Source organism: Thalassospira indica, assembly GCF_003403095.1.
In the GTDB taxonomy this organism is placed as follows: domain Bacteria; phylum Pseudomonadota; class Alphaproteobacteria; order Rhodospirillales; family Thalassospiraceae; genus Thalassospira; species Thalassospira indica.
The window spans coordinates 4,332,363-4,350,253 of record NZ_CP031555.1; the positions used below are offsets into that span (position 1 = coordinate 4,332,363).

17 protein-coding genes are annotated in these 17,891 nt (G+C 55.0%); 10 read left to right on the forward strand and 7 right to left on the reverse strand.

Translation table 11 applies throughout. The features are described 5' to 3' along the window. Positions 1-56: 56 nt before the first annotated feature. Together DY252_RS20245 and DY252_RS20250 are read left to right on the forward strand one after the other, a co-directional pair. A complete protein-coding gene (locus DY252_RS20245) occupies positions 57-647 on the forward strand; it encodes a sigma-70 family RNA polymerase sigma factor (protein WP_063089255.1) in 591 nt (196 codons plus the stop codon). Beyond that, positions 644-1,348, forward strand: coding sequence for a ChrR family anti-sigma-E factor (locus DY252_RS20250; protein ID WP_064781240.1), 705 nt, complete (start codon positions 644-646; stop codon positions 1,346-1,348). Before DY252_RS20245 ends, DY252_RS20250 begins: the two co-directional genes overlap by 4 nt. 79 nt (positions 1,349-1,427) lie before the next feature. On the opposite strand, the gene DY252_RS20255 is transcribed toward DY252_RS20250, so the two are convergent. Genes DY252_RS20255 through DY252_RS20265 form a run of 3 tightly spaced genes read right to left on the reverse strand, consistent with a single transcriptional unit; the run spans position 1,428 to position 3,847 of the window. Next, entirely contained in the window at positions 1,428-2,315 is an 888-nt protein-coding gene (locus DY252_RS20255; protein WP_064788688.1) for a 23S rRNA (adenine(2030)-N(6))-methyltransferase RlmJ, read from the reverse strand. Between the two features lie 5 nt (positions 2,316-2,320). Next, positions 2,321-3,064: an rRNA large subunit pseudouridine synthase E gene (locus DY252_RS20260; RefSeq protein ID WP_082923474.1), complete on the reverse strand. Its 744-nt coding sequence runs from the start codon at positions 3,062-3,064 to the stop codon at positions 2,321-2,323. Between the two features lie 48 nt (positions 3,065-3,112). After that, positions 3,113-3,847, reverse strand: coding sequence for an SIMPL domain-containing protein (locus tag DY252_RS20265; protein ID WP_064788686.1), 735 nt, complete (start codon positions 3,845-3,847; stop codon positions 3,113-3,115). Between the two features lie 236 nt (positions 3,848-4,083). Here DY252_RS20265 and DY252_RS20270 point away from each other — a divergent pair, with 236 nt between their 5' ends. Then, positions 4,084-4,761 (forward strand): D-lyxose/D-mannose family sugar isomerase, encoded by a 678-nt coding sequence (locus tag DY252_RS20270; RefSeq protein ID WP_064788852.1) that lies wholly within the window; start codon positions 4,084-4,086, stop codon positions 4,759-4,761. 80 nt (positions 4,762-4,841) lie between these two features. Here the strand turns inward: DY252_RS20270 and DY252_RS20275 are convergent, their stop codons facing one another. Then, positions 4,842-5,801 (reverse strand): TPR end-of-group domain-containing protein, encoded by a 960-nt coding sequence (locus DY252_RS20275; protein ID WP_064788685.1) that lies wholly within the window; start codon positions 5,799-5,801, stop codon positions 4,842-4,844. A gap of 208 nt (positions 5,802-6,009) precedes the next feature. Here DY252_RS20275 and DY252_RS20280 point away from each other — a divergent pair, with 208 nt between their 5' ends. The 4 genes from DY252_RS20280 to DY252_RS20295 all read left to right on the forward strand — a co-directional run bounded on the left by DY252_RS20280 (position 6,010) and on the right by DY252_RS20295 (position 9,867). Continuing rightward, positions 6,010-7,026, forward strand: coding sequence for a GGDEF domain-containing protein (locus tag DY252_RS20280; protein ID WP_064788684.1), 1,017 nt, complete (start codon positions 6,010-6,012; stop codon positions 7,024-7,026). Positions 7,027-7,180: 154 nt separating this feature from the next. Continuing rightward, a complete protein-coding gene (locus tag DY252_RS20285; RefSeq protein WP_231959700.1) occupies positions 7,181-8,287 on the forward strand; it encodes a GGDEF domain-containing protein in 1,107 nt (368 codons plus the stop codon). 82 nt (positions 8,288-8,369) lie between these two features. Continuing rightward, a complete protein-coding gene (locus tag DY252_RS20290; protein ID WP_064788851.1) occupies positions 8,370-9,554 on the forward strand; it encodes a BaiN/RdsA family NAD(P)/FAD-dependent oxidoreductase in 1,185 nt (394 codons plus the stop codon). 121 nt (positions 9,555-9,675) lie between these two features. Then, a complete protein-coding gene (locus DY252_RS20295) occupies positions 9,676-9,867 on the forward strand; it encodes a PLDc N-terminal domain-containing protein (protein WP_008889714.1) in 192 nt (63 codons plus the stop codon). 68 nt (positions 9,868-9,935) lie between these two features. Here the strand turns inward: DY252_RS20295 and DY252_RS20300 are convergent, their stop codons facing one another. Both DY252_RS20300 and DY252_RS20305 read right to left on the reverse strand, forming a co-directional pair. Further along, entirely contained in the window at positions 9,936-11,702 is a 1,767-nt protein-coding gene (locus tag DY252_RS20300; RefSeq protein ID WP_064788682.1) for a TRAP transporter permease, read from the reverse strand. Positions 11,703-11,776: 74 nt separating this feature from the next. Continuing rightward, positions 11,777-12,739 (reverse strand): TAXI family TRAP transporter solute-binding subunit, encoded by a 963-nt coding sequence (locus DY252_RS20305; protein WP_082923454.1) that lies wholly within the window; start codon positions 12,737-12,739, stop codon positions 11,777-11,779. Between the two features lie 57 nt (positions 12,740-12,796). Between DY252_RS20305 and DY252_RS20310 the strand changes: the two genes are divergently transcribed. From DY252_RS20310 to DY252_RS20320, 3 genes are all read left to right on the forward strand, one after another. Next, a complete protein-coding gene (locus tag DY252_RS20310; protein ID WP_129542777.1) occupies positions 12,797-13,066 on the forward strand; it encodes a hypothetical protein in 270 nt (89 codons plus the stop codon). A 107-nt stretch (positions 13,067-13,173) separates the two neighbouring features. After that, positions 13,174-14,589: an MFS transporter gene (locus DY252_RS20315; RefSeq protein WP_064788680.1), complete on the forward strand. Its 1,416-nt coding sequence runs from the start codon at positions 13,174-13,176 to the stop codon at positions 14,587-14,589. 204 nt (positions 14,590-14,793) lie between these two features. Further along, on the forward strand, positions 14,794-16,986 hold the full coding sequence (locus DY252_RS20320) for a malate synthase G (protein ID WP_064788679.1): 2,193 nt from the start codon (positions 14,794-14,796) through the stop codon (positions 16,984-16,986). A gap of 111 nt (positions 16,987-17,097) precedes the next feature. Here DY252_RS20320 and map read toward each other — a convergent pair whose 3' ends face one another. Then, complete coding sequence (gene map / locus DY252_RS20325; RefSeq protein WP_064788678.1) at positions 17,098-17,847, reverse strand: type I methionyl aminopeptidase; 750 nt, start codon at positions 17,845-17,847, stop codon at positions 17,098-17,100. Positions 17,848-17,891 lie beyond the last annotated feature (44 nt).

A 17,891-nucleotide genomic window follows, 5' to 3' on the forward strand; every position in this document is an offset into this window, starting at 1 on the left:
GGAATTGTATGATGAACACAATTCTGGCGCGGCCCCAACAGGGACCTGAAACAAAAATGAGCGGCACCACACCACGACGCACCGGGCCAGCCGATCCGGTCGAAGCGAAAAGATGTGCCGATTGGATTGTTTCCGTCGCAGCGACACGCGATCGGGAAGCATTTGCGCGATTGTTTGCGCATTTCGCCCCGCGCGTGAAAGCTTACATGTTCCGGTTTGGCGGTAATCCCGAGACCGCCGAGGAAATGGCGCAGGAAGCAATGATGCAGGTCTGGCGCAAAGCGCACCTGTTTGATCCTGCCAAGGCAGCCGCCAGTACGTGGATTTTTACCATCGCCAGGAACCTTCGGATTGACCGGTTCCGGCAACGCAAACATATCGAGGTAGATGATTCCGACCCGACTTTGATTGTCGACGAAGATCCGCTGGCAGATGACGTAGTCAATCGTGACCAGGAGGCCGTCCTTGTCAAAGCCGCAATGGAAGAATTACCCGCGGACCAAAAGGTAGTTGTTGAATTGTCGTTTTTCGAAGATTGCTCACACAGTGAAATTGCCGAGCGTCTTGATATCCCGCTGGGAACTGTGAAGTCCCGTTTGCGGCTTGCGCTTGGCAAGTTGCGTGGCGGACTGGAAGGTGTCGCATGAACATTAAGCATCATCCAACCGATCAGACATTGATGGAATATGCCAGTGGTTCGCTGTCGCAAGCGATGGAGCTTCTGGTGGCGACCCACATGACCGTGTGCCCGCATTGCCGTGACAAGGTCAGTGGTTACGAAACCATGGGCGGTGCCGCGCTTGAAACCACGAACAGCATGTCGATGGCGGATCATTCGCTTGATCACGTCATGGCGATGCTTGAACGTGAAACAGCGAACGAAAACATCGTTGCGCAAGAATTGCCATCATTGCGTCGCGTTGCGGTCGGCGAAAGCATTACCGGCAGTGCCATGAGCGCCCTGCCAAGGCCGCTTGCCGATTTGCTGCCCGACGATGTGACGTCGCTTGATGATATTCCGTGGAAATCGCTTGCACCGGGTGTGAAGCATTTCCAGCTGAAATCCATCGAAAGCAAGGGCACCGTGCGCCTGATGAAGATCGCGCCGGGCGTTTCGATCCCCGATCACGGGCACCATGGTCATGAAATGACCCTGTTGATCAAAGGATCCTATATCGACGAGATCGGCCGGTTCCGGGCTGGTGACGTCGCAGACCTTGATGACGATGTCGATCATCAACCGATTGCCGATACCGCCGAGGAATGCATCTGCTTGATCGCAACCGATGCGCCGATGAAGTTCAACCGTCTGCTGCCGAAATTGCTGCAGCCATTCTTTGGCATCTGATACCTGTTACCAATGCGTCCCAACGCATCGAGGCCCCGCTGGCAACACGCCTTCGGGGCCTCTTTTCTTTGACGCAGGTTTATGCGGCGGGCACCAGCCAGCGCATCTGATGGTTTGCGGGCCCAGGCAGTTTGCAGGTTTTCGCAAGCCAGTTTCCGATATCGCCAAGTTGCTGATCAAACTGCCACGGTGGATTGATGACCAGAAGGCCCGTACCACGCATGCGGCCCTTGGCCCCACCCTGATCAGTAGCAAGTTCGGCACATAGAACGCCACCCGATGCCTTGATCGCGGAAAACGATTTGCGAAGGTCGTCATCAAAGCCGTCCAACAAGATCGGGTACCACAGTATGAAAGTCGCCGTTGGCCATTTTTCCCAGGCTTCGCGGATTGCCTTGGCGGCCTTTTGATAATCCTGTTTCACATCATAGCTTGGATCCATCAGAACCAGTCCGCGGCGGATGGCGGGCGGCATCATGGCAACAACACCCTCATAGCCATCGCGCTTGTGCAGATGAATGCGCGCATCACGCTTGACCCGGTGATGAAGCATTTCATGTTCACGCGGATGAAGTTCCATCAGGACCAATTCATCTTCGTCGCGCAACATATCGCGAATAATAAATGGTGATCCCGGGTAAAACGGCCCTTGGTAATCATCGCCTTCGCGCACCCCATAATCACGGCCCTTCGCAACCGGATCAAACGCGGCGACATAGTTTAAGAATTGCTGCAGCATTTCGGGTGCATTGGCACCGTCCTTGGCGCGCGCATAACCGTCTTTCCACTCGCCGGTTTTGGCCGCCTGTTCACTGCCAAGGTCATACCAGCCCGATCCGGCATGGGTATCGATCACGCAGAAAGGTTTCTTCTTTTTGCGCAAATGTTCAAGGATTAGCCAAAGGGCGGCATGCTTGTGCATGTCGGCAAAATTCCCGGCATGAAAGCCGTGCAGGTAACTCAGCATGGCGGCTATCCTTTCTTCGGGCGCGAACGGTGGCGTGCAGGTTTATACCCGCCTTTGCGTGGACCTTTGCCCGCCTTTACGCCTTCACGCGCGATATTGGCTTTGTCGTCGGCATTGGGCGCATTGGTAACATCGGGCACCTGATTGCGGCGCGGCGGCTTGGCCGATCCGGGGGATAGCCTTCGATGGGTGGCAGGCGGTGCATCGACCTCAATCACCTTCCATTCGCCGGGCGCCAAACCATCGAGCGTCCAGTCGCCGATGGCATGCCGGATCAGGCGCAAGGTCGGAAACCCGACGGCGGCGGTCATGCGACGTACCTGGCGATTTTTGCCCTCGGTAATGGTCAGTTCGATCCAGCTTGTCGGGATCTCCTTGCGATAGCGCACCGGCGGATCACGTTCCCAAAGCCCGGCCGGTTCATCAATCCGCCGGACCTTGGCGGGCAAGGTCATGCCGTCTTTAAGCTCTACCCCGCTGCGCAGGGCATCAAGTGCGGCGTCAGTGGGTTCGCCATCGACCTGCACCAGATAGGTTTTGGGTTTCTTGAATTTCGGATGGGCGATCTGGGCATTGAGCGGCCCGTTATCGGTCAGAAGCAACAAACCCTCGCTATCGCGATCAAGCCTGCCGGCGGCATAAACGCCGGGCAGATCGATATAGTCGGCCAAGGTCGCCCGACCGTTTTCACGGTCGGTGAACTGGGTCAAAACGCCATATGGTTTGTTAAACAGGATCAGTTGCGCCATGGCGCGCATAAAACCAGCTTTGACGAGGCTGTCAACTCAGTTCAGCCCCTAATCGCGGATGAGATACTCCATGGTGGTGACCACGCGTACGGTCTTGTTGATCTGGTTGGCTTCCATCATGTTGGGGGCGCCATCGGCGGCCAGTATCTGAAACAGGCCCTGTGTCGCGCGGCGTATACCGCCAAGCTCCCCACCGGAATCCGCGGCAAATTGCTGGGCTGCTTCGCGGGCATTGGCGGTGGCAGCTGCGATCATTTCCGGTTTGATGTCATTAAGACCGGTGAACAGATAACTCGGCCCCGGGTTATAGCCCTGCCCGCCCAGAACAACACCACCCTGCAACAGTTTGCCGATATCCTGGGATGCGGCAACCACCGCATCAACATCGTCGGTGCGGACCTGAATGGTCTGATTGACGATATAGCGGCTTTCAATCGGCCCGGACCGATAGGACTGGGCAAGTTGATCGGTTACCTGAAGGTTTTGCAGCTCTGTCGCTTCGCGACCAATGCCGTGGCTGGCAAGAAATTCAAACAAGGTATTTGTGTCGGCATCAATCTTGGCCTGTGCATTTTGCAGCACATCATAGGTCGCAACATAGGTAATCGGCCAGACGGCCTTGTCGGCCTTTACATCACGTTCGGCCAATCCCTTGACCGTCACATAGCGATCAAGGGCACGCATGTTTTCAATGCCAGTCCCGACCAGCCAGCCCGATGCGGCCATTCCGCCGGCGACAACAATTGCCGCGACAACTTTGGCAAATCCCGATGATTGCGACATGATGCTGTTCCCCTGTCCGGTTTCGGGCGATATCGCAAATATGATATCACACTGTATGATTTTCACTGTATTGCGCTGAAAAACGGCGATTACGAGGCAGGTTTTTCACGCAAAGACCAACAGCGGAGCCCTGAAATCGAAATCATTTGAATGCATTCAAAAACTATCGCATTCACCATTCGGGCGTGGTAAAACCCGGCCGAATCAATCGTGCCAAACGCCACAAGAGGTCAACCATGCTGCGTTCTGAAATCAATGCCTGTATCGAGCATGCCAAGGAACTTTATGCATCCATCGCATTCAAACTGCCGGAATGGGCCCATTACAGCCCGGCGCAATGGGAAACCGAACCTGATCTGGCTAAATGGTGCCGTAACCATCAGATGGGCTGGGATGTCACCGATTACGGCGAAGGCAATTTTGAAAAGCGCGGCCTGATCCTGTTTTGCCTGCGCAACGGCATTCTGCGCCAACCGGGCGAAGTGCCCTATGCCGAAAAGATCATGATCGTTGGTGAGAATCAGGAATGCCCGTGGCATTACCACAAGGTCAAAATGGAAGACATCATCGTGCGTGGTGGCGGCAATCTAGTGATCGAGCTTTGCAACCTGACCGAAGATGGCCAGATGGACCGCGAAAATGAAGTTCGTGTCCGCACTGATGGCAAACTCAACATCCTGCCCGCTGGTGGCAAGGTTGTTCTGGAACCGGGTCAAAGTGTGACGCTGCCGCGTACCCTTATCCACCGCTTCTATGGCGAACAGGGCAAAGGTCCGGTCATCGTGGGTGAAGTGTCGCAGGTCAATGATGATCTGACCGATAACTACTTCTTTGATTGCGATGCGCGCTTTACCAAGATCGAAGAAGACGTCGCACCGATCCACCCGCTGTGGAACGAACTGCCAAGCAGCTAAGCGACTGCAAATACCCGGATATCAAAAAGCCCTGCAGCAATCCTGCAGGGCTTTTTCGTATGTGACTTGAATTTCCCGGGTTACTCGGCTGGCGGCAGGTCTTCCTTTTTGCCGAGAATCTGGGTGAATTCCGGCATGTCACGCAGCGGTTCGAATTCTTCCTCGACCCAGGCTGGCTGGCGCATGGTATCGGACAATTCAACAGCACGTTGCAGGTCAGCAAGGGCTGCTTCCTTGAAACCAAGACCGGCATTGGCACAGGCACGCTGATAGTAACCGTTGGCGTTTTCGGGGGCCTCGGCCAATAGCCGATTACAAAGACTTAGTGCCCAGTCACGATCCCCGAGTTGCAAGGCAGCGTCCGCCTTATAGGCCATAACTTCCGGATCACCGGGTGCAAGTTCGAGGATCTTGTCATAGGTTTCGATCTTTGCCCGCGGATTGCTGAGCTGGTTGGCCTGCAGCCACAGGGCATGAATGGTCTGGGTACGTTCGATCTCGTGCTGATGTTCGTTGATCAGTTTGGATTTCAGCAGCAGTTCGTTTTCAAGCGACGTAAGCCGCCCTTCGAATTCCTGCGACAAACGTTGCAGTTCGGTATTGGCCAGATTGCGCACGCTTGATTTCAATTCGCGCAGAGACTGCCATCCCAGCATGGTCAGAAGCGCACCGACGGCCGCGACGAAATAGAAGAAGTAGGTCACGGTGTTCGATGAATAGGAAATCGCCTTGTCGATGGCCTCAAGCTGCCGGTTAACGACCTCGCGCAGCAATTCGGCGCGCATGCCCTGCATCTCGGTACGCAGGTTTTTCAACTCATCAAGCACATAGCGTTCCATCAGAGGCGGCATGTTGGACCGTTCCTCGGCTGACAGGGGACGATAGTCGATCGAGGGAACATCGGTCGTGCTGTCTGTGACCTGGCCATTGACCGTCGTCTGGTCTGTTGAACCGCTGGTCTGGGCGTTTGCAACGACACCTGACAAAACAAAGCCCAACGCCACCACGACAGCAGCCATCAAAGCCGATAGTTTCTGCATCTTTTTATCCCGTTTTCTTTTCCGGATCGAAGCCGTTTCCTGATGAAGGCAGACTAGGGCGCAGACGTGAACAAACCAATAAAACTACAACCGCTGCGCTCTGTACGCGCATGTGGGAAAGCTGATATACTGCGTGTGCGAAATGCGCAGCCCAAACTTAAAGAAGTGCCTTTACATCCGACGATATCACTCCTTCAGGTTCCCAGGAATGCCTCAGCAAGAACAATACCGGCAGCGGTCATACGCGCTGTCGCGCGAAGCGCTGGAATTGATCAATGAATTGGGTTTGAGTGCAAACCCGATCAATTATGCTGTGTTCTTTGCCTATGTCGAAAAATCAAACGATGACCTTGTTGCGCTGATTGATATTCTGCGCGGCAACAAGCGTGCGCTGGATGATGTCAAATGCCACGAGCTTTATCAGCGGTTTATCGAACCCAGTCGGGCAGAGCTTCTGCGTGAAGCCATTTCCCATGATCTGCAAAGGCAGGTTTCCGATCTGATTGATCGACTGGCAAAAGGCAAGGACGTCATCAGCACTGCCGATCTGCGGGATGCTGCCCACGATCTTTTGGGGATGGAAAACCGGGCCAACGCACAACAGGCCGCAAAAGACGTGAACGATGCCGATCCGGCACCGGTCGAGGTCACCCAGCTGCTTCTTGATCTTGAGGAAATGAAACGCGAAGCCCACACAGATGGGCTCACGGGGATTGCCAATCGCAAGGCCTTTGACGAAAGCCTCCGCGACGCGGCAATGACAACGATGGAACGGGGTGAGCCCCTGAGCATCCTTTTGATCGACATTGATCATTTCAAACGGGTCAACGACAAACATGGTCATCAAGCTGGCGACCAAGTCATCAGGACGTTGGCCAAGACCCTGCAGCAGAATGTCAAAGGACGCGACACCACCGCGCGCTATGGCGGTGAAGAATTTGCCGTCGTTCTTCCGGCCACGACGCTTACCGACGCCATGCGGGTCGCGGAAAACATTCGCGCGTCAATCGAGTCTCTTCATCTCAGAAGTTTCAATCGCAACGAAGATCTGGGCCGGATCACGGCATCCGTCGGGGTTGCGACGTATCAGCTGGGTGAACCCCTGACCCGTGTGATAGATCGTGCCGACCAGGCGCTTTATCTTGCCAAGGCGAATGGTCGAAACTGTGTGATGAACCAGAATGATCTTCTGACCCAGCCGATCAATCGCGCAGAAAGCGCATAAGCGTCCCCCTTCACTATTGACCTATTTTATCATGTGAAATCAAAAATCGCCCGGATTACGGGAGGTTCGATGATTTAAATCAAACCTTTCGCATATGCGTTTGCATAGGATGTTGCCGAAACTTATGGCGACATAATTCTACTGCAGGCAATTGATGAGCGCGTACGGGTTTAATCACAGAACAGCTCAACAGCACAGCAACGCTGCCCACAAACTGATGGCAGAGTTGGGTGTGGTTTCGCATCCGGACAATTTCCAGCTGTTTTTTACCTATGTCGCGCATACGAACTTCGATCTTTGCCGCACGATCGACATTCTGCGCAGCAACCATCGCGAATTTGATGAAGCACAGTGCGAAGAGCTCCATACCCGTTTCTTCAGCGACAAGCGCGAAAACGAAATCATCGAACGCATTTCAAATGACTTGCGCGCGCAATTGGGCAGCATCCTTGATACTGTGAACAAGGTCGGCGTCGACACCCGGAAATACAAAAAGGCGCTTGATCATTTCTGCTCCTATGTCGGGGACAAGAACCGCAACCTCAGCAATCTTGAACAGGCACTTCATACCCTTCTGGGCGCAACCCGCGAGATGGAGGGCGTCAACCGCAGCCTTGAAAGCCGGTTGACGAACAGTTCTTCGGAAATCAACCGTCTGCGCGAAGATATGGAAAACCTGAAACGCGAAGCCATGACCGACGGGCTGACCGGCATTGCCAATCGCAAGGCATTCGATATGCAACTGCGCGATGGCATGATGCATGCCATGGAAGACGGTCAACCGCTTTGCCTTTTGCTTCTTGATATTGATCACTTCAAAAAGTTCAACGACACCTATGGTCATCAGGTCGGGGATCAGGTGATCCGGTTGATGGCAGAATCGCTGAAACGCAATATCAAAGGCCAGGATACTGCCGCCCGTTATGGCGGCGAGGAATTCGCAATCATCCTGCCAAGCACGTCGCTTGGCAATGCCGTGTTGTTTGGCAACAAGCTGCGTCAATATATCGAAAGCCACAAGGTCGTGACCAAAAGCGGCAAGACGATCATCAGCAAGGCGACGGCGTCAATCGGGGTGGCTGAATTCCGGCCCGGCGAACCGGCCGCCAAACTGATCGAGCGGGCCGACAGGGCACTTTACTTCGCCAAGGAAAACGGCCGCAATCAGGTTGCAAGCGAACAACAGATTGAACAATCCAAAACCGCCGGCAAACGCGGCGACCTAAAACCCCCGAGTTCCAGGGGCATTGCCGCAGAATAGGTATTTGCGCCACTGGCACTGACAAGGCCACGTTTTCCACGTATAAGCAGGTCCGAAATTCACATGAATGGATCTGACGGGCTTGAAAAAGATTGATGTTCTTGTCATCGGGGCGGGTGCGGCCGGCCTGATGTGCGCGATTGAAGCAGGAAAACGCGGAAGAACCGTCGTGGTGGTTGATCATTCGACCAAGCCGGCGGAAAAAATTCGCATTTCCGGCGGTGGGCGCTGCAACTTTACCAATATCCACACCAGCCCGGAAAACTTCATTTCGGAAAACAAGCGGTTCTGTGTTTCAGCGCTTAAACGCTATACGCAGCAAGATTTCATTGATCTGGTGAACCGGCACAATATCGCCTGGCATGAAAAGACACTCGGCCAGCTTTTCTGCGATGAATCGTCCTTTCAGATCATCGATATGTTGCTTGATGAATGCGATGCTGCCGATGTGACGATCAAACTCAACACCGAGATTTCAAACATCATCAAACGCGATGATGACGGCTTTGATGTCACTACGCGCACCGGCGCGCAATGGACCTGCTCGTCGCTGGTTGTCGCATGTGGCGGCCTGTCGATCCCGAAAATCGGTGCCACCGGCTTTGGCTATCAGATCGCACATCAGTTCGGCATCAATGTCATTCCGACCCGTGCTGCACTTGTGCCGTTTGTTTTCGATCCGGATTTGCGTGCGCGTACCGGTGAACTTTCGGGCATATCCGTTGATGCCATTGTTCAATGTAACAAAAAGCAATTCCGCGAAGGTTTGCTGTTTACCCATCGTGGTCTTTCCGGCCCGTCGATCTTGCAGATTTCATCCTATTGGAACGAAGGCGACAGCATTACGGTAAATCTCAACCCGGAAGAAGACGCGTTCGATCTTTTGAAAGCGGCCAAGGGCGAAAACCCGAAACAGGCGGTGCACACGGTTCTGTCACGCATCTTGCCAAACCGCCTTGCCCAGATGATTGCCGCCACCCATGGCCTTGATCGCCCGATTGGCGAAACCGGTGACAAGGCACTGCGCAAATTGGCGATGGATGTCAATCAATGGGCCCTGACACCAAGCGGGACTGAGGGGTATCGCACAGCCGAGGTCACGGTTGGCGGGGTCGACACCAATGCCCTGTCATCGAAAACCATGGAAGCGCGTGACGTACCCGGCCTTTATTTCATTGGTGAAGTGGTTGATGTCACGGGCCATCTTGGCGGCTTCAATTTCCAGTGGGCATGGTCATCGGGCTGGTCTGCCGGACAGGTGGTTTAAACTGCCCTTCCGAACCCGCCTGATGCACTGATTGAATTCAGTGCGGGAACAAACAAGAAAACCAATCGTTTGAGTTGTAAGCGCGGTACAGATACCGCAGCAACAAATGTGAGGTTGGAACATGCTTGAATATGGTGGAATTATCGGACTTCTCGTCCTGATTGCCGATATCTGGGCAATCGTGAATATCATGGGCAGCGGTGCAAGCACCGGTGCAAAAGTATTGTGGACAGTACTTGTTGTTGTCCTGCCGGTCCTTGGCCTGATTATCTGGTTCTTTGCTGGCCCGCGCAGCGGACGCGCGACCGCTTAAAACCGGTTAAATCATTTCCCTCGATGACGAAAAAGGCCGACAGGAAACTGTCGGCTTTTTTCGTGGTTCTAAACACCCGCAGCAAAAATTAAAGCACCACCAAGTGCAACCATCCCGATCCGTTGCCAGACAGGTCTGGGGGCGATCAGGCCATATGAAATGGCCGTCAAACCCACCGCGACCTTAAGCCCGGCGATGATCGCCCAAACCGGATCGCTGCCAAGTTCAATCAGCGTGCTATTGGCGATCATCGCCAGTGGCACGATATAAAGCCCGATGCCAAGCGCCATCGCCGTTCCGGCAACCTTGAGCCAGTTTTCCTCGACCATGCCCGCGGCAATGAACACCGCCCCGCAAACCGGCGGCGTAATCGTCGATAAAAGCGCAAACCAGAACACAAACAAATGCGCCTGAAGCGGTTCAAGCCCGAGCTCTATCAACGCGGGCCCGGCAACCGAAACACAAATCACATAAGCCGCCGTGGTCGGGACTTCCATGCCAAGGATCAGACAGGCGAGTGCGGTCAGCAAAAGGGCTGGCCACAACATTCCGCCCGATCCGGAGATCAGAAGCGAGGTGATCTTCACACCAAGTCCGGTCAGACCGAGAACGCCGATTACGATTGATGCGCACAAGATAATCGAACCGATCATCGCCACCTGACGCCCGGCATTAAGGCAGACATCGGCAAACCGTTGTTTGCTGCGCGGCAAATCAACCGTCAAATCCGCATCAAGCAGCAGCAACGCCGCCCCCGCCAGAAGCGCCAGACAGGCGGCATATTGTGGTGTGTAACCGCCGCCGAACATTCCCCAAAGCAAAATGGTAAATGGCACCAGGAAGAAGGCCGATGTGATTACGACCGAGCGCAGGTTCGGGCGATCTTCCTTTGGTACACCGGGAAGGTCATAGCGCATGGCAAAGGCATTGATGCCAACCCAGACGGCAAGGAAGTACAGCACTGCTGGCAAGATGGCGGCGACCATGATGTCGACATAGGGCTTGCCGGTAAGTTCCACCATGACAAACGCCCCTGCCCCCATCAGCGGTGGCATGATCTGCCCGCCACTGGATGCCACGGCCTCAACCGCCGCGGCCAGACGTTTCGGGTAACCAAGCTTGGTCATGGCAGGCAGGGTGATTGCCCCGGTCGAGGCCACATTGGCCGATGCAGACCCCGAGATCGAGCCAAACAGCGCGGATGACACGACGGAAACCTTCGCCGCCCCGCCCTTAAGCCGACCGGCGGCGGCACCTGCGACATTCATGAAGCCCTGACCGGCCTCGCCGCCATTCAGAACCGCCCCGAAAATAACGAAGATCGCAACGATATTGACCGATACGCCCGTCAGGCTGCCCCAAAGGCCGCCCTCTGCGATGGTCAAGGTGCCCAGCATGCTTTCAACTGGCAGCCCGGCATGGCCAAACTCGCCCGGTATATATTGGCCGAACAGCGCATAAAGCAGTGCAATTGCCGCCACTGTCGGCAACGGCCAGCCGATCGCACGACGTGCCATTTCAAGCACAATCAGCAATAACGCCGCTGCCAGCACGATCTGGCCATTGCCCATCAGGAAACCGTATTGATCGCCAAGCGTCTGATGATTGGCGACGATCCAACCACACCCGATCAGACCTATCAGGGTCAGGATGATGCCAGAAATTTTCTGTGCAGGGGTTTTGGCAACAAAGATCAGGGCCCAAGGCAGGGCAAGCGCCATGTGGATTGGGCGGCTTACAAGATTGGGAACCAATCCTGAAAAAATCAGCCACAGGTGAAAGGCAATTGAAACGGCGCCAAGGGCGATCCAGAAGGGACGAGTGGTGGCTGACATAATCTAAATAGCTTGTTTGACAAGAAACGGCCCGGCAAAACTGCCGGGCCTTGAACATGTTATCTGATCAGCACTTATCGCTGATCGTCGCGGATGGAGAACCCGACTTCGTCATAGTAACGCAGCGCACCGGGATGCATTTTACCCGTGATGTTGGCAAGCATTTCCGGGCTGACACCGTTCCACCAAGAAGAGCTTTCACCCATTTTCGCCTTCTGCTCCCAGAAGGTTTTGGTCAGCGCATAAGCCGTATCGGCATCCATCTGGGTGGTGGCAAAGGCAACAACCGAAAGCGATGCGGTGGTGATGTCTTCTTCCTGACCGTTATAGGTCCCGGCCGGAATGACGGTTTTGTCACGCTTGGTCTCGGCAAGCTGGTCTTCGGACAGCGACAGAACAATCACATCGGTTCCTGCCGCGGCCTCGATCACGTTCGGGGCAGGCCAGGAACCAGCGGTCACAAAGCCATCAATCTGACCGTTTTTAAGGGCTGCCACCGCATTGGACAGTTCGGCATCAGCCAAATCGACCTTGCCTTCAAGACCAAACAGCTGAAGGTATTTTTCACCTTCACGCGCGCCAAAGGATCCCTTGCCAAGCAGGATGGTCTTGCCTTCCAGATCGGCAAAGCTGGTCGCACCGGAATCAGCACGCATCACGAAATGCATGGTCAGCGACGGGATCGGGAACAGGGCACGGACTTCGGCAAACTTTTCGGTCGGACGTCCGTCGAACGGGCCTTTGCCGTTCTGCGCCAGGCTTACGAGACCGGGCGGGGAGGTAAAGACATAATTGCCCGAACGCACCATGGCTTCCATGACGTTCTGAACCGAACCCTGGCTTTCCTCGACGGTGACGATGATATCGCCATCGGTGCCCGTTTTCATCGCCTCGGCAAACTGGGCGGCCATCTGGTAATAGGATGACGCGGCCTTGGCCGATTTCAGGGTGACGCGGGTTTCAGCCTGCGCGGCATTCGCCACGGACAAAGCCATCATACCGGCGGCAATCACGCCGAGTGTGCGCAAAATTTTCAAGGTTTCCTCCCCTTGTATGGTCGGTTCATCATTTGGCTTGAATGCCGATTATCATCAATGAACCTGAAGTCTGGTGGCGAAACGCAAAATCCAACCCCGGATCGCGGGTATTTTGGCAAATTGCGTCTGATTTCGGTCCATAGAAAGCATCAACACCCCCAAGGTCAAGCTGCTTATGCGATTTTCCCCGAACAAAGCCTGCTTCGGCGCCAAGTAAAGCCGCTTTACACATATCAGTTGCGCGAAACCGGCACTATGCGCCTGGGCCAAGCGGGATTAAAGAAGGTTCATAATTTTTGCGGAACTTCTTGTGCGCCGTGGTGTTAAACACAAAATGCACTATTCCCCTTGTGTGCCAAGGGCTTGTAAGGATTGACACGGTCGATCCCCTTGCCGCAGGGTGCCTGCCTGATTGAAACTCAAACGAGGATGCCATGCCGCGTTCGCCGGTCGCCCTTATTATTGCACTGTCTGCAACGCTTTTCGCGGCGTTTGCGCTGAATAGTGGGGCATCTCTGCAATCATCGCTGCTTGCACTGCGTGCATCCGCTGAGGGATTTGCGCCGGTCTATACCGGTATCATCATGGCATCCTATTATATCGGGTTCGTTGCCGGCATCATCTGGGGAGCGAGCCTTGTCAACCGGGTCGGCCACATCCGGACATTTGCCGCATTGGCATCGGCCGCATCGGCCATCACGCTTTTACATGCCGTTCTGGTTGATCCGATTACCTGGTCGCTGTTTCGTATCATGACCGGCCTGTGTGTTTCGGGCCTGTATCTGGTGATTGAAAGCTGGCTGAACGCACAGGCGGACAATACATCGCGCGGTGGGACAATCGCGATTTACATGACGGTTTCGCTTGGCGGGCTGGCGATTGGTCAGCTGTTGCTGAACGGTGCCCCGGTCAGCAGTTTCGAGCTGTTTACGGTGGCCTCCGTCCTGCTTTCGCTGTCGCTCGTTCCGCTTGCCCTGACCCGTCAGCCACCGCCGTCTGCGGTCAGCGGTGAACGCATGACATTCCGCCGTCTTTACAAGATTTCGCCGCTGGGCTTTGTTGCCGCATCGGGTGCAGGCGTGCTTTCGGGGGCGGTTTATGGTGTCGGGCCGGTTTTCGCCGCTGACCTCGGTCTTGCGACCAATGAAATCGCCTATTTTATGTTCTTCGTCATTCTTGGCGGCATGATCATGCAATTTCCGATCGGCAAGATTTCGGACATGGTGCCGCGCCAATATGTGATGATTTTCGTTCTGACCGGACTTGCGATCTGTGGATTTTTCCCGCTGGTTGCGCCGGATCTTGTCCGCGACAATCTGACGGTCTGGGGCGGGATCACCGGCGTGTTCATCATGCCGGTTTACGGCTTGGCTGTGGCCTATGTGAATGACTACCTTGAACCGGAGGACATTGTTCCTGCATCTGGTGGCCTTCTGATCATTTATGGCGGGTCTGCTGCGTTTGGTCCAATTCTGGGATCCAGTGCAATCGGTTATTTCGGCCCGTGGGCCTTGCCGGTCCTGTTTTCAATCGTTGGCATTTGCGTTGCGAGCTTTGCCATGTACCGCGCAGGCTTTGGCCGTCGTATCTCGATCGAGGAACAGGGTCAGTTCGTTGCCGTACCGCGCACAACGCCAATGGCGTTTGAGCTGTCACCGATTACCGACGACATCAGTCTCAATGACGAAGACGACAGCACAGAGCCAGATAGTGACACAAAACCAATGGACCCGCATGATCTGCAGGATGTGTTGACGCCGGATGGCACGGCACATCCCGACGACATCGGACAGGTACCGCCGGCAGAGACGGACAGTACGACGGATCCGAATGCAGACAAGAAGATGTGAACCTCTGTCGATTAGGACAGAATGATCAGGCTTCCATAATGCGGAAAACATCCCGCAATTTTGAAACCTGCTGTGGACCCGGGCCTGCTTCAACCCATATGTTGTGAACCAACGATAGGCGAGTTGCGTTTGCCGCGCTTTATGTGTTCGTCGGCAAAGCCATATTAATCGCCCGAAACAGTTCCAAGTCTGGTGAGAGAAAACATGACCCAACGCATCCAAGAAGGTGGACTTCAGATTGCAAAAGTGCTGCACGATCTGGTGGCCAACGAAGTCATTCCGGGAACCGGGATCAGTTCCGATCAGTTCTGGGCATCCTTTGAAAAGCTCGTCACTGAACTTGGACCACGCAACAAGGCGCTACTGGCAAAGCGCGACGAATTGCAGGCCAAGATCGACCACTGGCATCTGTCGCGTCAGGACCAGCCACGCGACCCGGCTGCCTACAAGGAATTCCTGACCGAGATCGGTTATCTGCTGCCCGAAGGCGATGATTTCTATATCACCACCACCCATGTCGATCCGGAGATTGGCCGGGTCGCAGGTCCGCAGCTTGTCGTGCCGGTGATGAATGCGCGTTATGCGCTTAACGCCGCCAATGCGCGCTGGGGCAGCCTGTATGATGCGCTGTATGGCACCGATGTCATCGACGAAGCCGACGGCAAGGAAAAGACCAAGTCATTCAATCCGAAACGCGGTGCTGCGGTTGTGGCTTATGCCGCGAACTTCCTTGATGAAGCCGCCCCGCTTGCAACCGGCAAACATGCCGACGCCACAAAATACGAAGTGCGCGAAGACGCATCAGGCTGGTGGACGCTGGTTGTCACCCTGTCTGATGGCAGCGAAACCGCACTTGAGCTGCCATCCCAGTTCATCGGTTATAACGAAAAGGGCGGCAAGCTGACCGATGTGCTGCTGCGCCGTCACAGCCTGCATATCGAAATCCATATCGACCCGACGCATCCGATTGGCAAGGAACATGCCGCGGGCGTGTGTGATGTCATCCTGGAATCTGCGGTCAGCACCATTCAGGATTGCGAAGATTCGATTGCCGCCGTTGATGCCGAGGATAAGACCGTTGCCTATCGCAACTGGCTTGGCCTGATGAAAGGCACGCTTGAAGAAAAATTCGAAAAAGGTGGCAAGACAATCACCCGTCGTCTGAACCCGGACCGGACCTATCAGGGCTTTGACGGGACTGAAGTTGTCCTGCCGGGCCGCAGCCTGATGCTGATCCGTAATGTCGGTCACCTGATGACCACCGACGCGGTGCTTGATGCCAATGGCGACGAAGTCCCGGAAGGCTTCCTTGATGCCATGGTTACCAGCCTGATCGCCAAGCATGACGTGATCGGCAATAACGAACTTTCGAACTCCCGCCATGGCAGCGTCTATATCGTGAAGCCGAAAATGCACGGCCCCGAAGAAGTCACGCTGACCAACGATCTGTTTGCCTTTGTCGAAAAGGCGATTGATCTGCCCGAACATACGCTCAAGGTCGGGATCATGGATGAGGAACGCCGCACGACGGTCAACCTCAAGGAATGCATCCGTGCCGCCAAGGACCGTGTGGTCTTTATCAATACCGGCTTCCTTGACCGTACCGGTGATGAAATCCATACCAGCATGGAAGCCGGCCCCATGGTCCGCAAGGAAGCGATGAAAGACCAGTACTGGATCGCGGCTTATGAAAACTGGAACGTCGATATCGGTCTTGAATGCGGCATGAAGGGCGTTGCCCAGATCGGCAAGGGCATGTGGGCCAAACCGGACCGCATGGCCGAAATGATGGAAGCCAAGATCGGCCATCCCAAGGCCGGTGCGAAATGCGCCTGGGTTCCGTCACCGACCGCGGCAACCCTGCACGCCATCCACTATCATCAGGTTGATGTCCGTGCGGTTCAGGACGAGATTGGCAAACGCGAACGTGCAAGCCTTGATGATATTCTGGCGATTCCGCGTCTGGGTGACATCAAACCGATGCCAAGCGAAATCCAGGAAGAGCTTGATAACAATGCCCAGGGCATTCTGGGTTATGTTGTGCGCTGGATCGACAGCGGGATCGGCTGTTCGAAGGTGCCAGACATCAATGATGTCGGCCTGATGGAAGACCGTGCGACGCTGCGTATTTCAAGCCAGCATATCGCCAACTGGCTCCATCATAGCCTGTGCAGCGAAGAACAGGTGATGGAAACCATGAAACGCATGGCCGCCGTCGTCGACAAACAGAATGCCGGTGACCCGACCTATCGCAACATGGCCCCGAACTTCGATGACAGCATCGCCTTTGCGGCCGCCTGTGATCTGGTCTTCAAGGGGCGCGAGCAGCCGAACGGTTACACCGAACCAGTCCTGCATGCGCGCCGTCGCGAAGCCAAGGCAAAATACGGTTCGTAACCGCGACACCGCACATCAAACACACGTGAAATAAAAGCCGCCTGACACATTCGGGCGGCTTTTATGTTGCACGAAATTCTGCAGCATAAACTGCAACATTTTTAACGGGGATCAATTCCCCAGCGTCATGATTTCATAGCCCTTTTCGGTTACAACAAGGGTGTGCTCGTACTGTACGGTTGCGTCACCGGTATCGGCATACAGCGTCCAGCCATCTTCGCTATCAAGGGCCCATTTCGCGCCACGTGAAAGAAACGGTTCGATGGTAATCACCTGCCCCTTTTTAAGGGCGCGGCGTTCCTTGGGGTCATCCCAGGTCGGGATGGTGTGGGGATGTTCATGCAGCGACTTGCCAATACCGTGGCTGGCAAGATTGCGGATCAGGGTATAGCCACCCTTGCGGGCGAACATTTCGATCTTTAGCCCGATCTCGCGAATAGGCGCCTTGTCACGCACCACCTTGATGCCCGCCCACATGGCTTTCTTGCCGTCTTCGCACAGCTTGGCGATTTCAGGTTTGGCCGTGCCGCAGATAAAGCTGGCACCGGTATCGGAAAAATAGCCATCAAGGGATGCCGAAACATCGATATTGACCAAATCGCCATCGGCCAGAACCTGATCCCCGGGAATACCGTGCGCAACCGCATCATTCACACTGATACAGGTCGCACCGGGGAACTTGTATTCGCTTTCCGGGGCTGACACCGCACCGGCATCCTCAAGAACCTTGCGGCCGATAACATCAAGCTCGGCGGTTGTAATCCCCGGCACAACTGCCGCCCCCATGACATCGCGCGCACGGGCACAGATCCGCCCAATCTTGCGCAATTGTTCGAGTTCTTTTTCGGATGAAATTGTCATGAAATGCTTATTGCGATGCCCTGACACAAAGTCAAGAAAACCCG

Excerpts from the sequence above, each read along its gene's own strand:
- map (WP_064788678.1), bottom strand. The coding sequence starts at position 17,847 with ATGACAATTTCATCCGAAAAAGAACTCGAACAATTGCGCAAGATTGGG.
- DY252_RS20280 (WP_064788684.1), top strand. The coding sequence starts at position 6,010 with ATGCCTCAGCAAGAACAATACCGGCAGCGGTCATACGCGCTGTCGCGC.
- DY252_RS20260 (WP_082923474.1), bottom strand. The coding sequence starts at position 3,064 with ATGGCGCAACTGATCCTGTTTAACAAACCATATGGCGTTTTGACCCAG.
- DY252_RS20250 (WP_064781240.1), top strand. The coding sequence starts at position 644 with ATGAACATTAAGCATCATCCAACCGATCAGACATTGATGGAATATGCC.
- DY252_RS20320 (WP_064788679.1), top strand. The coding sequence starts at position 14,794 with ATGACCCAACGCATCCAAGAAGGTGGACTTCAGATTGCAAAAGTGCTG.
- DY252_RS20310 (WP_129542777.1), top strand. The coding sequence starts at position 12,797 with ATGAACCTGAAGTCTGGTGGCGAAACGCAAAATCCAACCCCGGATCGC.
- DY252_RS20315 (WP_064788680.1), top strand. The coding sequence starts at position 13,174 with ATGCCGCGTTCGCCGGTCGCCCTTATTATTGCACTGTCTGCAACGCTT.
- DY252_RS20245 (WP_063089255.1), top strand. The coding sequence starts at position 57 with ATGAGCGGCACCACACCACGACGCACCGGGCCAGCCGATCCGGTCGAA.
- DY252_RS20270 (WP_064788852.1), top strand. The coding sequence starts at position 4,084 with ATGCTGCGTTCTGAAATCAATGCCTGTATCGAGCATGCCAAGGAACTT.
- DY252_RS20265 (WP_064788686.1), bottom strand. The coding sequence starts at position 3,847 with ATGTCGCAATCATCGGGATTTGCCAAAGTTGTCGCGGCAATTGTTGTC.
- DY252_RS20295 (WP_008889714.1), top strand. The coding sequence starts at position 9,676 with ATGCTTGAATATGGTGGAATTATCGGACTTCTCGTCCTGATTGCCGAT.
- DY252_RS20255 (WP_064788688.1), bottom strand. The coding sequence starts at position 2,315 with ATGCTGAGTTACCTGCACGGCTTTCATGCCGGGAATTTTGCCGACATG.
- DY252_RS20275 (WP_064788685.1), bottom strand. The coding sequence starts at position 5,801 with ATGCAGAAACTATCGGCTTTGATGGCTGCTGTCGTGGTGGCGTTGGGC.
- DY252_RS20285 (WP_231959700.1), top strand. The coding sequence starts at position 7,181 with ATGAGCGCGTACGGGTTTAATCACAGAACAGCTCAACAGCACAGCAAC.
- DY252_RS20300 (WP_064788682.1), bottom strand. The coding sequence starts at position 11,702 with ATGTCAGCCACCACTCGTCCCTTCTGGATCGCCCTTGGCGCCGTTTCA.